This is a genomic window from Kitasatospora sp. NPDC101801 (genome assembly GCF_044766665.1).
Taxonomy (GTDB): domain Bacteria; phylum Actinomycetota; class Actinomycetes; order Streptomycetales; family Streptomycetaceae; genus Kitasatospora.
Map to the genome: position 1 here is coordinate 254930 of NZ_JBIWML010000004.1, position 14093 is coordinate 269022.

Genomic DNA, 14093 nt, shown 5'->3' on the forward strand with positions numbered 1-14093 from the left:
CGGTCAGCGGCCGGCCGGGTCCTTCTTCGGGAAGAGCGTGTAGCTGCCCGCGATCACCAGGCTGATCGCCAGCACCCAGCCCATCCGCTGGTACCAGCCGCCGAGCGCCCCGGTCCGGTCCGGAGCGTCGGTCAGCCAGGTCATCGCGGCGATCAGGACGACGGTGAGGCCGGCCGCCAGGGTGGTGCGGGCGAAGATCAGCCATTCGTGCCGGGCCCGGGCGGCGCCGTACCTGGGGGCTCCGGCCGGCTTCGGGCCACCGGCGAAGCGGTGGTGGACGTGCCCGTCGGCCCAGCGGACCAGGTAGTGCCCGTACGCCACCGAGAAGCCGACGTACGCGGCGGCCAGGCCGTGCGCCAGGGTGGCCACGGTGCCGTGCCGCAGGTCGAGCACGGTGAGGACCAGGATCGCCAGGTCGATCAGCGGCAGGCCGAGCAGCAGGACGGAGCTGACGGTGCGCCACCGGAGCAGGTAGCGGGCGGTCAGGGCGAGGGCGAGCACCACCCAGAAGCCGATCTCGCCGGCCAGGACGAGTGTGACGATCAAGGGATTTCCTCCGGCTCGGTGATGTCCTCCAGCCTTCCGCACCCGGTGGCCGGGGGCGTCGTCGGTACTGCCGAACCGTCCGTGCACCTTTCGATGTAGCCCCCTCCTCCGTACGGTCGGCACCCGGACCGGCCGCGGGGTGATGAGATGGGGCGTGCTCTCCTTCGATCTCGGCCCGCGCCAGGAGGACCGGGCGATCGCGGCCCTCGGTCTGCTCGGCGGCCTGCTGCTGATCGCCTTCGGTGCGTACGACCGCGCCGACACCATCCCCGGCTGGGTGGTGGCGCTGCCGTTGCTGGCGACCGCGGTGCTGGAGCTGTTCCGCCGGACCAAGCCGGTCTGGACCGTGAGCCTGGGCGGGCTGATCCTGGTCGGCACGGTGTTCGCGGGCTCGCTGATCGCCTCGATGCTGATGTACACCGACCTGCTGTACGCGGCGGTGCTCTACGGCTCGCCCCGGATGTCCCGGATCCTGCACCTGACCGGGATCTTCTCCACCGTGGTGCTCAGCTCGCTGGCCGTGGTGTACGGCTCGGTGCCCGGGGGGCTGCTGGCGGCGGTGCTGTGCGCGCTGGTCTTCCTGGGCCCGGTGTGGACCGCCGACCTGGTGCGCAAGCACCGGGACCAGGCCGAGACCGAGCGGCTGCGGGCCGAGCAGACCGCCCTGCTGGCCGAGTTGGACCGGCGGGCCGCAGTGGTCGCGGAGCGGGCCAGGATGGCCCGGGAGCTGCACGACGTGGTGGCCAACCACCTGTCCGCGATCGCGATCCACGCCACCGGCGCGCAGTCCCTGGCGCGGCGTCAGGACCGCGCGCCGGACGATCCGCTGCTGGTCGCGATGGCGGTGATCCGGGAGAACAGCGTGCAGGGGCTGACCGAGATGCGGCGGATGATCGGGCTGCTCAGGGCCGGGGACGAGGAGACCTTCGCGGCGCCCCGGCTGGAGGCGCTGGACAGCCTGCTGGCCACTGCGGCGGAGAGCGGCCGGGCGGCCGGGCTGGCCTTCGAGCTGACCGAACAGGGCGAGCGCGGGGAACTGTCCGCGCCGGTGGAGCTGGCGGCCTACCGGATCGTCCAGGAGTCGCTGACCAACGCGCTCAAGCACGCCGCCCCGGGCCCGGTGCGGGTCCGGCTGACGTACGGGGAGCAGGAGTTGGCGATCGCGGTGGACAGCCCGTACCGGCCGGGGGAGGGCCGCTCGCTGCCCGGCGCCGGGGCCGGGACGGTCGGGATGGCGGAGCGGGCCGGCCTGCTCGGCGGCAGCTTCACGGCCGGGCCCGAGGACGCTTGCTGGCGGGTGCGGGCGCTGCTGCCGCGCGAGCCGAGGACGAAGGGGACGGCATGATCCGGGTAGTGGTGGCGGAGGACCAGGCGGCGGTCCGGGCCGCGTTGGTGCTGATCCTGCGCTCCGACCCGGGGCTGGTGGTGGTCGGTGAGGCGGGTGACGGCGAGCAGGCCGTCCGGCTGGCGCTGGAGCTGCGGCCGGACGTGGTGCTGATGGACGTTCAGATGCCCCGGCTGGACGGGGTGGCGGCGGCCCGGCAGGTGGTCGAGGCGGGCGCCGGGCAGGTGCTCATGCTGACCACCTTCGACCTGGACGAGTACGTCTACGGCGCGCTGCGGGCCGGGGCGGCCGGCTTCCTGCTCAAGGACGTGGAGGCGGACGCCCTGATCGAGGGCGTCCACACGGTGGCCCAGGGCGACGGGATACTGGCGCCCTCGGTGACCCGTCGGCTGATCGGCACCTTCGCCCGGCCCGGGCGCCCGGACCAGCCGAAGGCCCGGGCCGCGGTGGAGGCGCTCACCCCGCGCGAGCGGGAGGTGCTGGCCTGCCTGGGCGGCGGGCTGTCGAACGGGGAGATCGCCGAACGGCTGGCGATGGCGGAGGCGACCACCAAGACCCACGTCAGCCGGATCCTGGCCAAGCTGGAGCTGCGCAGCCGGGTCCAGGCGGCGATCCTGGCACAGGACTTGGGACTAGTAGCGCAGTGACGGCCGGGGCCGGTCCGGGCACGTCAGCAGCGTCACACCCGTCGATCGCACCACGGGCCCCCCGCTGGCACTAGAGTCCGGCGCGTGAGCGGCGCGGCTCCGGCGGGTGATCCCTGCCCTGAGCCGCCTTCAGGAGCCTAGGGGTAGCCATGAGCAACGTAGCCAGCCAGCGGATCGCCGTGATCGGTGCCGGGCTGATGGGCGCGGGTATCGCGCAGGTCTCCGCGCAGGCCGGGCACCAGGTGGTGCTGCGGGACGTCACCGAGGCCGCGCTGCAGCGCGGGGTGGACGGCATCCGGGCCTCGTACGAGAAGTTCGTCTCCAAGGGCAAGCTGACGGCCGACCAGGCCGAGGCGGCGCTCGGCCGGATCACCACCACCACCGACCTGGGTGCGGTGGCCGACGCGGACATCGTGGTCGAGGCGGTCTTCGAGCAGCTCGACGTCAAGGAAGCGGTCTTTCGCGAGCTGGACAAGCTGGCCAAGGACGGTGCGGTGCTGGCCTCCAACACCTCGGCCATCCCGATCACCCGGATCGCCGCCGCCACCGGGCGGCCGGAGTCCGTGGTCGGCGTGCACTTCTTCTCGCCGGTGCCGCTGATGAAGCTGGTCGAGCTGGTCCGCGGCTACAAGACCAGCGACGCCACGCTGGCCACCGCCCGGGCCTTCGCCGAGGGTGTCGGCAAGGAGGTCGTGGTGGTCAACCGCGACGTGGCCGGCTTCGTGACCACCCGTCTGATCACCGCGCTGGTGGTGGAGGCGGCCAAGCTCTACGAGTCGGGCGTGGCCAGCGCCGAGGACATCGACACCGCCTGCCGGCTGGGCTTCGGGCACCCGATGGGCCCGCTGCAGACCGCCGACCTGACCGGGGTCGACATCCTGCTGCACGCGGCCCGCAACATCTACGCCGAGACCCAGGACGAGAAGTTCGCGGCGCCCGAGATCATGGCCCGGATGGTGACCGCCGGCGACCTGGGCCGCAAGAGCGGTCAGGGCTTCTACCCGTACGGCAAGTAGCGGTCGGCGGCGGGGTCGTGGGTGAGCTTGCTCACGACTCCGCCCCGGACGGGTGATTTGGGTGGGAATCGAGCGTACGTGTGGAGTCCGACTGCGTATATTCCCTCTATTCCATCGGACGAGTGAAGTTACCTCGGATCTGGTGGCGGCCAGCAACCTGACCGGCTGATCCACCGTCAGATGATGGAGGGGAGTCCGGTTCCGGCCGTACCGACACGACCGGCGAAGGAGGAGAGCATGCGCATCATCGGCGACCACCGCGGCATGGCCATTCAGGGCCGCCTCGACGTGCGCAGCGCCGCCGACGCCCGTGCCCTGCTGCACCAGGCGGTCGACGGCGGCCAGGGCGATCTGGTGCTCGACCTCGGCGGTCTGGAGTTCTGGGACGCCACCGGGCTCGGCGTCATCATGGGCACCCACCGCCGGGCCGGCCGGCTCGGCCGCCGGCTGGTGCTGCGCTCCGTTCCGGCCCAGCTCCAGCGCCTGCTGGTGGCCACCCGGCTGCACCGCATCCTGGCGGTCGAGGGCGCCGTACCGGATCCGTTCGGCAGCACCCTCCCGCTCGGTGCCACCAGCTGAGCGGTCGTCGGCAGGGCCCTGGATAGTGCAACGGGGCAGTGCTGCTCTAGTCTCCGGTCAGACAATCGGCCGAATGAGGGCGGAGCGAGATCGTGGGACAGCCACCCGGTGAGCTCGGGCAGGAGCCGCTGCGGCTCCGGACCGGGGACCTGGTCAGCGGTGAACTGCTGCTCTCCGTCGGCAGTCCGGACGGATCCGAGGCACTGCGCTGCCCGGACGACTGGCGGCCCGAGCCGCGCCGGATCTCGGTCGCCCCGGGCGGCCGTACGGCGGCCGCGCTCGGACCCAGCCCGGCCGTCGGCCCGCTGGCGCTGGGCAGTGCGGCGGCCGACCTGCCGCTGCTCGACCGCGAGGCGGACGTCGCCCAACTGCTCGGCCTGCTCGCCGAGGGCCGGTCGATCCGGCTGGTCGGCCAGGCCGGGGCCGGCCGCAGCGCACTGCTGGCCGCGGTGGCCGACGCGGCCGGTGAGCTCGCCCCGGACGGCGTGGTCCGGCTCAGCGGCCACCGCAGGACCGCCCAGGACCTCCTGCAGGAGCTGTACGCGGCCACCCACCAGGCCCCGCCGTTCCACCCCGACCAGCACCAACTGCGCCGGCTGCTGGCCCGGTTGGGCGCCGTGGTGGCGATCGACGACGTCGAGCTGGACGGCTCCGAGCTGGAGCAGCTGCTGGCCACCGCGCCGGACTGCGCGTTCCTGGTCTCGGTGGCCCCCGGCAGCCCGCAGCTGAAGCCGGGCTCCCGGCTGGAGGACCACCTGGTGGCCGGGCTGTCCCGGCCAGCCAGCCTGGCGCTGATCGGCCGGCTGGCCGGTCGTCAGCTGGACGAGACCGAGCGGGCCTGGGCGGTCGACCTCTGGTTCGAGTCGGAGGGCCTGCCGCTGCGTTTCGTCCAGGCGGCCGCGCTGCTCCGGCAGCGGGACGCGCAGGTGGACACCCTGGTGGCCGCGCACGAGGACCGCGGCCGGGTCTTCGGACTGGTCAAGGAGATCGCCGAGCCGGAGGACCCGGCCGTGCTGGAGGCCGAGCTGCGCCGCTCGGTGCCGCTGCCCTCGGTGGCGGAGACCGCCGCGCCGGCGGTCCGGCTGGCGGCCGGGCTGTCCGAACCGGCCCGGGCGGTGCTGCGCCTGGCCCTGGCGCTCGGCGGCGAGTGCCCGACCGCGCCGCACCTGCCGGCGCTGATCGACGTCGGCCTGGGCGAGAGCGCCCTGCACGAGCTGACGGACTGTGGGTTGGCGATCTCGATCGGCGGCCACCACCGGCTGACCGACGGAGTGCTGGACGCGCTCGGCGAGCACTGGCCGCCCGGCGAGATCGCGTACGGCGCCGCCCAGCACTTCTCCTGGTGGGTCGGGCACGGCTCGGTCAGCCCGGCGCAGATCGCCGCCGAGGCCGAGGTGGTGATCGGCGCCCTGCTGGCCGACCGGGCCGCCGACCGGCCCGAGCAGGTGCTGCAGCTGGCCACGGCCGCCGCGCCCGCGCTGGCGCTCTCGCTGCGCTGGGGTGCCTGGGAGCAGGTGCTGCGGATCGGCCTGGAGGCCGCCCGGGCGGTCGGGGCGTCGGCCGAGGAGGCCTGGTTCCACCACGAGTTGGGGGTGTTCGCGCTCTGCACCGGTTCGGCGCCGCAGGCCGCCGCCGCGCTGGAGGCGGCGATCGCGCTGCGGGCCGCGCTCGGCCAGCCGCGCGGCACCGCGGCCGCCCGCCGGATGCTGGAGCTGCTGCGTGCCGACACCGGCCGGGCCCTGGCGGGGGCCGAGCCGGCCCCGGCCGGGCGACGCCCCGTGATCCGGGCGATCGCGGCCCAGGTGCCGTTCCGGTTCCGGACCACCCCCGGGGCCGGCGGCGGCACCCGCCGGACCGTACTGGCGGCCTCGGCCGCCGTGCTGGCGCTCGGGGTGCTCGGTACGGCGGTCGGCTTCAGCCTGGCCAGGACGGACTCCGGCACGCCCGGCCACAGCGGCCCGGCGAACGAGGGCGGCTACGCCGGGGACCTCAACCTCGGGACGGACAGCGCCTCGCCCAGCCCGTCCGCCACCCCGACCCCGTCGGCCGAGCCGTCGGAGTCGCCGAGCCCGACCCCGAGCAGCTCGCGCACCTCGCGCAAGCCCTCGGCCAGCCGGTCCGAGAGCGGGCCGGCCAGCTCTCGGCCGCCGGTCCAGCCGCCGGCCACCCAGCCGGGCACCCCGCCCGCCCCGCCGACCAGCACGCCGCCCCCGCCCACGACCTCCAGCGCGCCCCCGAGCCCGTCGCCGAGCCCGTCCGCCTCGCCGAGCCCGTCCCCCTAGCGGTTCAGAACAGCTTGAGCTTGTCGTCGTCGATGCCGCGCAGCTCGTCGTAGTCGAGCACCACGCAGCCGATGCCGCGGTCGGTGGCCAGCACGCGGGCCTGCGGCTTGATCTCCTGGGCGGCGAAGACGCCCTTCACCGGGGCCAGCAGCGGGTCGCGGTTGAGCAGCTCCAGGTAGCGGGTGAGCTGCTCGACGCCGTCGATCTCGCCGCGCCGCTTGATCTCGATCGCCACGGTGGCGCCGTCGGCGTCCCGGCACAGGATGTCCACCGGGCCGATCGCGGTGGGGTACTCGCGGCGGACCAGCGTCCAGCCGGCGCCGAGCACCTCCATCCGGTCCGCCAGCAGTTCCTGCAGGTGGGCCTCCACGCCGTCCTTCACCAGACCGGGGTCGACCCCGAGCTCGTGCGAGGAGTCGTGCAGCACCTCCTCCAGCGTGATGATCAGCTTCTCGCCGGCCTTGTTGGTCACCGTCCAGGTGCCGTCGGCCTGCTTCAGCGAGCAGGGCGGCGACATCCAGTTCAGGGGCTTGTAGGCGCGGTCGTCGGCGTGAACGCTGACGCTGCCGTCGGCCTTCACCAGGATCAGACGGGTGGCGGAGGGCAGGTGGGCGGAGAGCCGACCGGCATAGTCGACCGAGCAACGGGCAATGACAAGACGCATGGTCGACCACGCTAGCCCAGCGGGGCCAGTTGATGCGAAACCGCGACAGCCGGGTGATGAACCCGCGGAGACGGCGAACCATGGAGTCGGAGCTCCTCGCCTTTGCCACTACGGCAGTTGACTGTCCGGGCGGCGGGTTCCACTCAACGGGGACGGAGAACTTCGATGAACGATCCGACGGGATCCGGCCAATCTGGCCGACCAGCCGGTGAATGCCGAACAAAACGGCGGATTCGCCAGCCGCACTGAACCCGGACTGTCACGCTGTGGTGAGCGGTCGTCGCTCCACCCGCGTCACCGTCACGGCACCGGTGTGCCGCGCCTCGTGCTGCCCGCAGCCGGGCGCGAGGGCATCAGGCGTGCCCTGAGCCGGCGTCAGCCCGGCCCGAATCCACGGCCACCCACGGCACCGTACCGCCACGTTCACGGCGAGCACGACCCAGGAAGCGCGGCACCACCGGAACCACGCAGGAACCGCACAGAACGGAACCACCCGCACCACGGACACGGCACGACCACCCGGCGGTCCACGCCAGGGTGGACCGCGAGAGGAGAACCCATGTCGCTCGACGTCTCACCAGCCCTGCTGGAGAAGGCCGAGAGAGGGGAGGTCGACGAGAGGGAGTTCGTCGACTGCGTCCGCACCTCCCTCCCGTACGCCTGGGAGCTGATCAGCTCCCTGGTTGCCCAGGTCAAGGTCGACGGCACCGACTTCGCCGACAACCAGGTACCGCCGCCCAGCGAGCAGGCCCGCGGCCAGCTGCTGCGCGCGATGGCCAGCGACGCGATCCGGGGCGCCCTGCAGCGGCACTTCGGGGTCCGGTTGGCGTTCCAGAACTGTCACCGGGTCGCGGTCTTCGCGCCCGCCGAGTCGACCGAGGAGCGGTACGCCCGCTTCACCTCGGTCCGGGCCCAGCTGCTCAACCAGTCGGACGAGCTGCGCGACTGCTGAGCAGGCCGAAGGGCCGCCCCCGGAGTGCCCGGGGGCGGCCCTTTGATCTGCTCAGCCCAGGTGCGGGAGCACCTCGGAGCCGAGCCGGGCGATGTTGTCCATGGTCGCGGCGTGCTCGCCCGACCCCTCGGCGAGCAGCGCGAACCTCCGCAGCCCGGTCCGCTCGGCGGTGGCCAGCAACCGGTCCGCGCACTGCCGGGGGGTGCCCACCGCGTGCAGGTCGCAGAGCAGCTCGGTGTACTCGCGCGGGTCGCGCATCCGGCGCTCCCGGCCGTCCACCGTGCGGTGCGCGCCGAGCCCGTACTCGAACCAGCCCGGCATCGCGCCGAGCAGCCTGGCCCTGGCCTCCGAGGTCCGGTCGGCGACCTGCACCACCCCGGCCGCCAGGTGCTCCCGCTCGACCCGGGCGAGCTGCTCCTCGCCCCGGCCGCAGGCCCGCCAGGCGGCCCGGTAGGCGGCCAGCATCTGCACCTTGTCCTCGTCGCCCGAGTGCATCCCGAGCAGCATCGGCCGGCCGCGCTCGGCGGCGGTGCGGACCCCGCCGGGCGAGGTGCAGGCGACCACCACCGGCGGCCCGGCCGCCTCGGCCGAGGGCGCACCGGCCGGCCGCTGCCGGGGGAACCGGTGCAGCGTGCCACGCCCCTCCAGCCAGCCCGCCAGCTCCGGCCTGGGCGGCTCCGGCCGGCTGTCGGCCCGGGGCACCACCGCCACCTCGGGGAAGCTGAACTGCGGCCCGTCCGCGCCCACCCGGGAGCCGCGCAGCCAGCGCAGCAGCAGGTCGAGCCGCTCGGTGAAGCCCTCCTCGAAGGCGGCCACCCCGGTGCCGAAGACGTCCAGGTCGATCCACGGGCCGCCGCGCCCCACCCCGAGGGTGAACCGCCCGCCCGAGGTCAGGTGCAGCAGCGCGGCCTGCTCGCCGAGCGCGACCGGGTGGGTGGTGGAGAGCACGCTGACGGCGGTGCCGATGCCGATCCGCCTGGTCCGGCCGAGCAGCAGGGCCGCCAGGGTGGCCGCGTTCGGGCAGACCCCGTACGGGACGAAGTGGTGCTCGGCGAGCCAGACCGAGTCCAGGCCGGCCCGTTCGGCCGCGACGGCGGCGCTGACGGTCCGGTCGAGCGCCTCGGCGTGGGTCTGGCCGGGGAACTGGGCGGACAGCATGAAGGCACCGACCCGGATCGAGTCGGTGGCCGGGGGTTGCCGGGCGCTCGGCAGTGGCACGTTTCTGCGGACCGGGGCAGTGGGCGAGCTGTCGACCTGACTGCCGGTCAGCGGACTGGTCTTGGTCATCGGGTGGCCTCCTCGGGTGCCGCAGGGTCTGCGAGCCCCGCCTTGTCACCTCGTTGAGTAACCGATGTCATGTGCCAATGGCACGCGGAACGGCCCAATTGACCGAAGATCGGGTGGAACTCCGGGGAAACCGGCCGCCCCCGCCGGCTCCCGTGGTAGTGCCCGGCTACGCCGCCGGGCACCCTTACCCTGGAACGACCAGTCAGAGCCCACCGAGAGGTGCAGCCGTGTCGCCCCGTCGTAACCAGCAGCGGAAGTGGACCACCAGCGCCTCCGCCGACGAGCCCGTCACCACCCCGCTCGGCGGCTCGCTCCGCCGGACCGAGGAGTACGACGGCGAGGACTGGGTGGTGCAGACCGTGGCGGGCACCGCCGGGCGGCACTACCGCTGCCCGGGCTGCGACCAGGAGATCCCCCCGGGCGTCGGCCACGTGGTCGCCTGGCCCGCCCACCGGGGCGGCGTCGACGACCGCAGGCACTGGCACCGGGCCTGCTGGACGGCCCGCGAGCGCCGCACCTCCAACCTGCAACGGGGCCGGGGCGCACCGCGTTACTAGGGCCTGTCCGGCCCTCACAGTGCGCCCCGGCCCGGTGCGCGGTCTCAGGCGTCGCGCTTCTTGAGCACCAGGATGCCGCCGAGGATGGCGGCCACCGTCCAGGCCAGGCAGATGAAGAAGCCGGCCCAGGGGCCGTACGGCTGGCCGCTCTGCTCGTAGACCAGCATCATCCGGGAGCCCGCGTAGTCGGGGAAGTAGTGGGCCAGCGTCTTCACCTTCGGCACCGCCGAGAGGATCGGCGAGAGCAGGAAGAAGAACGGCACCAGGACCCCGAGCGCCAGGGTCTGGTTGTGCAGCATGGCGGTCACCCCTGCCGAGAACAGGCAGAGCATGGTCAGGTAGAGCGCCGCCCCGAAGACGGCCCGGAGCACGTTCGGCGAGCCGATCGTGGTGGAGTGGTCGCCGAGCAGGGACTGGCCGACGAAGAACGTCACGAAGGCGGTGACCAGCGAGACCGCCAGGGCCAGCGCGCCGAGCACGGAGGCCTTGCCGAGCAGCAGGGTGGCCCGCTGCGGGACGGCGGCCAGCGAGACCCGGATCATGCCGCTGCTGTACTCGTTGCCGACCGCCAGCACCCCGAAGACGATGATCGCCAGCTCGCCCAGCAGGATGCCGGAGAAGGCCGTCCCGGTGGCGTCGAACGGGGTGTCACCGTCGCCGGCGAACTCGGAGAAGTTGTTCTTGGTGAGCAGCGAGAGCAGCGCGCCGATGCCGAGCGTGATGACGAAGGTGAGGGCCAGGGTCCAGACCGTGGAGCGGACGCTGCGGATCTTGGTCCACTCGGACTGCAGGACGGCGGGGAATGACGCCATCTCAGTTCTCCTTTCCGGCGGTCCGGTCGGCGGCGGCCGCGTCCCGGGGCTGCCAGCCGGCGCCCCAGGCACCGGCGGCGTCCTGCCCGGGCACCGGGCCCGCTCCGGAGCCCGCGTGGTACTGCACGGAGTCCGCCGTCATCTGCATGAACGCCTCCTCCAGGGACGCCTGCTGCGGGCTCAGCTCGTGCAGGGTCACCCCGTGGGCGGCGGCCAGCTCACCGATGTGCGCCAGGTCGCCGTCCTCGATCTCGTACGAGCCCTCGGGGCCGGCCTCGGCGTTCAGCCCGGCTCCGTGCAGGGCGGTCAGCAGCTGCTCGACGTGCGGGGTGCGGATCCGGACCGCCGAGCGGGAGTTCTGCTTGATGAAGTCCGCCATCGAGAGGTCGGCCAGCAGCTTGCCCTGCCCGATCACCACCAGGTGCTCGGCGGTCAGCGCCATCTCGCTCATCAGGTGCGAGGAGACGAAGACCGTGCGCCCCTCGGCGGCCAGACCCTTCATCAGGTTGCGGATCCACAGGATGCCCTCGGGGTCGAGCCCGTTCACCGGCTCGTCGAACATCAGGATCTCGGGGTCGCCGAGCAGCGCGGAGGCGATGCCCAGCCGCTGGCCCATGCCGAGCGAGAACCCCCGGGAGCGCTTCTTCGCCACCGAGCTCAGCCCGACCAGGGCGAGCACCTCGTCCACCCGCTTGCGCGGGATCCGGTTGCTCTGGGCCAGCCAGAGCAGGTGGTCGTAGGCGGTCCGGCCGGGGTGCACCGCCTTCGCCTCCAGCAGGGCGCCGATGTACTTGAGCGGTTCGCTCAGCTGCCCGTACCGTCTGCCGTCGATGGTGACCCGGCCGCTGGTCGGCCGGTCCAGGTCGAGGATCATCCGCATGGTGGTGGACTTGCCCGCGCCGTTCGGGCCGAGGAATCCGGTGACCATGCCCTGCGGCACCTGAAAGCTCAGGCTGTCCACCGCCAGGGTGTCGCCGTAACGTTTCGTCAGTTCGTGCAGCTCGATCATCTGCGCTCCTTACTCTCTGTCAGATTAGGACAATTCGGACAGGCCAGCGCGCTGCCTCGGCCGATCGGCGAGCCGCTCTACGGTGGAGGCATGACACTCCCCGCCTTCACCGCGCATGGCACAGGTACCCCACTGGTGCTGCTGCACGCCTTCCCGCTGGCCGCCCGGATGTGGCAGGCCCAGACCGAGTCGCTCGCGGACGTCGCCCTGGTGATCACGCCCGACCAGCGCGGCTTCGGCGGCTCGGCCCCGGCCGAGGGCGCACCCTCGCTCGAACTGGTCGCGGACGACGTCGCGGCGGTGCTGGACGAACTCGGCATCGAACAGGCGGTGATCGGCGGCCTGTCGATGGGCGGGTACGTGGCGATGGCCTTCGCCCGCCGGCACGCCGAACGGATCGCCGGGCTGCTGCTCGCCGACACCAAGGCGGTGGTGGACGGCGACGCCGCCCGGGCCAACCGGGAGCGGATCGCCGGGGCGGTGCTGGCCAGGAACAGCGTCCGGATCCTGGCCGAGGAGAAGATCGAGGACGGCCTGCTCGGCCCGGCCGTCGACCCCGAACTGGCCGACCGGGTCCGGGCGATGATCGCCGAAGCCTCCCCGCAGGCGGTCGCCTGGGCACAGCGGGCGATGGCCGCCCGGCCCGACTCGCTGGCCACCCTGGCCACCCTCGCGGTGCCGGCGGCGGTGGTGGTGGGCGAGCACGACGCACTCACGCCGCTGGCGGAGGCCAGGCTGATGGCCGAGACCCTCCCCGACGCCGAACTGACCGTCATCCCCGGCGTCGGCCACCTGAGTTCACTGGAGGCCCCGGAGAGCTTCACGGCGGTCGTCAGGGGGCTGCTGCGGCGCTGCTAGGCGCTGCGCGCTGTGCAGGTGCTCAGCCGGCTCCTACCCAGGGGCTCGGGGAACGGCGACGGTTCGTGGCCGGCGGGTATCACTGCGAAAGCGCCTGACCACCCCTGAACGGATCACCTGGCAAGGGCCGGCGTCGCAGTTCCCCGAGCCCCTGACTCCGTAGCGGGCTGAGCACCTGCCAACGGGCCGCCGTCGCCCGCGCGGCGGAGCCGCACAACAGCACAGCCCCGAGCCCCTGGCTCCGTAGCGGGCTGAGCACCTGCCAAAGGTCGGCGTCGCCCGCGCGGCGGAGCCGCACAACAGCACAGCCCCGAGCCCCTGGCTCCGTAGCGGGCTGAGCATCTGCCAAAAGGTCGGCGTCGCCCTCGCGGCGGAGCCGCACAACAGCACAGCCCCGAGCCCCTGGCTCCGTAGTGGGCTGAGCATCTGCCAAAAGGTCGGCGTCGCCCGCGCGGCGGAGCCGCACATCAGCAGTTCCCCGAGCACCTGCCGAAAGGAACGGGCCCGTACCCCCGGAGGGGGACGGGCCCGTTCCGGGCTGGGGTCAGCGGGACTGCTGGGCGGGGACGCCGAGGGCGTCGTCCGTGGGCAGGGTGGCGGCGGCCACGGCTGCGCCGGTCAGCGTGGCGAGCATCTCGCGCACGTTGGTGAGCTGGGCGTTGATCGAGTCGCGGCGGTTGGTGAGCGCCGCCAGCTCGCGCTCGGACTCGCTGCGGATCCGGTCGGCCTTGGCGTTCGCGTCGGCCACGATGTCCTCGGACTGGCGCTGGGCCGTCTCCACCGTCTGGCGGGCGCGGCGCTCGGCGTCGGTGCGGAGCTTCTCGGCCTCCAGGCGGAGCTGCTCGGCCCGGTGCTCGATCTCGGCCAGGCGCTTCTCGGCCTTGGCCTGACGGGCCGCCAGGTCGCGCTCGGACTGCTCGCGGCGCTTGGCCAGGTTGGTCTCGAACTCCAGCGCGGCCTGGGCGGCCTTGGTGCGGGTCTCCTCGAAGAGGGCGTCCGCCTCCTCACGCTTGTTCTGCGCGTCCTTGTTGGCCTCGGCACGCAGCTGGGCGCTGTCGCTCTTGGCCTTGTCGACGATCCGCAGACCCTCGTCCTCGGCCTTCGCCTTGCGGTCCTTGGCGTAGTTCTCCGCCTCGGTGCGGACCTGCTGGGCGGCGGCCTCGGCCAGCTCGCGGTGCTGCTCGGCGGCGCGGTGCGCCTCGTCGCGCAGGTCCTTCGCCTCCTCCTCGGCCAGGCGGAGGATCTTCTCGACCCGGGCACCGAGCCCGGCGTACGACGGCTCGGCATCGCTGACCGCGGCCTGGGCGCTCTGGGTCTCCAGGTGGAGCTCCTCGATGCGCTTCTCCAGCGCACCGATCCTGGTCAGCGCGGAGTCGCGGTCGGCCACCAGCTTGGTGATCCGCTCGTCGACCTGGGCGCGCTCGTACCCACGGCGCACCAGGTCGAAGCCGTGAGGGGAGTGACTGTCGCTCATGGGGTTCTGGGCTTCCTGTCGTTAACCGCTGAGGTGGTTGAGGGAATCCTGACACGTTATCGGAG

14 protein-coding genes are annotated in these 14093 nt (G+C 73.2%); 8 read left to right on the top strand and 6 right to left on the bottom strand.

The genetic code is table 11. The features are described from left to right. Positions 1-3: 3 nt before the first annotated feature. Entirely contained in the window at positions 4-546 is a 543-nt protein-coding gene (locus ACIRPK_RS08890) for a hypothetical protein (RefSeq protein WP_403035020.1), read from the bottom strand. A gap of 154 nt (positions 547-700) precedes the next feature. On the opposite strand from ACIRPK_RS08890, the gene ACIRPK_RS08895 reads away from it, so the two are divergent. The 5 genes from ACIRPK_RS08895 (at position 701) to ACIRPK_RS08915 (ending at position 6415) form a co-directional block, all read left to right on the top strand. Then, entirely contained in the window at positions 701-1891 is a 1191-nt protein-coding gene (locus tag ACIRPK_RS08895) for a sensor histidine kinase (RefSeq protein WP_403035023.1), read from the top strand. Next, positions 1888-2538, top strand: a complete 651-nt coding sequence (locus ACIRPK_RS08900) for a response regulator (protein WP_403035026.1) — start codon at positions 1888-1890, stop codon at positions 2536-2538. Before ACIRPK_RS08895 ends, ACIRPK_RS08900 begins: the two co-directional genes overlap by 4 nt. A gap of 149 nt (positions 2539-2687) precedes the next feature. After that, the gene (locus tag ACIRPK_RS08905) at positions 2688-3554 is read left to right on the top strand and encodes a 3-hydroxyacyl-CoA dehydrogenase family protein (RefSeq protein ID WP_403035029.1); all 867 of its coding nucleotides are present in this window, start codon (positions 2688-2690) and stop codon (positions 3552-3554) included. Positions 3555-3791: 237 nt separating this feature from the next. Next, positions 3792-4133, top strand: coding sequence for an STAS domain-containing protein (locus tag ACIRPK_RS08910; RefSeq protein WP_403035032.1), 342 nt, complete (start codon positions 3792-3794; stop codon positions 4131-4133). A gap of 92 nt (positions 4134-4225) precedes the next feature. After that, the gene (locus ACIRPK_RS08915; protein WP_403035035.1) at positions 4226-6415 is read left to right on the top strand and encodes an ATP-binding protein; all 2190 of its coding nucleotides are present in this window, start codon (positions 4226-4228) and stop codon (positions 6413-6415) included. A 4-nt stretch (positions 6416-6419) separates the two neighbouring features. Here ACIRPK_RS08915 and nucS read toward each other — a convergent pair whose 3' ends face one another. Beyond that, complete coding sequence (nucS, locus tag ACIRPK_RS08920; RefSeq protein WP_403035038.1) at positions 6420-7079, bottom strand: endonuclease NucS; 660 nt, start codon at positions 7077-7079, stop codon at positions 6420-6422. A gap of 559 nt (positions 7080-7638) precedes the next feature. Here nucS and ACIRPK_RS08925 point away from each other — a divergent pair. Then, the gene (locus tag ACIRPK_RS08925; protein ID WP_403035041.1) at positions 7639-8031 is read left to right on the top strand and encodes an SCO5389 family protein; all 393 of its coding nucleotides are present in this window, start codon (positions 7639-7641) and stop codon (positions 8029-8031) included. Between the two features lie 51 nt (positions 8032-8082). Here the strand turns inward: ACIRPK_RS08925 and ACIRPK_RS08930 are convergent, their stop codons facing one another. Beyond that, the gene (locus ACIRPK_RS08930; RefSeq protein WP_403035158.1) at positions 8083-9207 is read right to left on the bottom strand and encodes an LLM class flavin-dependent oxidoreductase; all 1125 of its coding nucleotides are present in this window, start codon (positions 9205-9207) and stop codon (positions 8083-8085) included. Between the two features lie 338 nt (positions 9208-9545). Between ACIRPK_RS08930 and ACIRPK_RS08935 the strand changes: the two genes are divergently transcribed. Beyond that, positions 9546-9875: an ATP/GTP-binding protein gene (locus tag ACIRPK_RS08935; protein ID WP_403035044.1), complete on the top strand. Its 330-nt coding sequence runs from the start codon at positions 9546-9548 to the stop codon at positions 9873-9875. A gap of 44 nt (positions 9876-9919) precedes the next feature. On the opposite strand, the gene ACIRPK_RS08940 is transcribed toward ACIRPK_RS08935, so the two are convergent. Together ACIRPK_RS08940 and ACIRPK_RS08945 are read right to left on the bottom strand one after the other, a co-directional pair. Then, a complete protein-coding gene (locus ACIRPK_RS08940) occupies positions 9920-10687 on the bottom strand; it encodes an ABC transporter permease subunit (protein WP_403035047.1) in 768 nt (255 codons plus the stop codon). A gap of 1 nt (position 10688) precedes the next feature. Further along, complete coding sequence (locus ACIRPK_RS08945; protein ID WP_403035050.1) at positions 10689-11696, bottom strand: ABC transporter ATP-binding protein; 1008 nt, start codon at positions 11694-11696, stop codon at positions 10689-10691. 90 nt (positions 11697-11786) lie between these two features. Between ACIRPK_RS08945 and ACIRPK_RS08950 the strand changes: the two genes are divergently transcribed. Continuing rightward, positions 11787-12554, top strand: a complete 768-nt coding sequence (locus ACIRPK_RS08950; protein ID WP_403035053.1) for an alpha/beta fold hydrolase — start codon at positions 11787-11789, stop codon at positions 12552-12554. Between the two features lie 544 nt (positions 12555-13098). Here ACIRPK_RS08950 and ACIRPK_RS08955 read toward each other — a convergent pair. Next, entirely contained in the window at positions 13099-14028 is a 930-nt protein-coding gene (locus tag ACIRPK_RS08955; RefSeq protein WP_350663884.1) for a cellulose-binding protein, read from the bottom strand. Positions 14029-14093 lie beyond the last annotated feature (65 nt).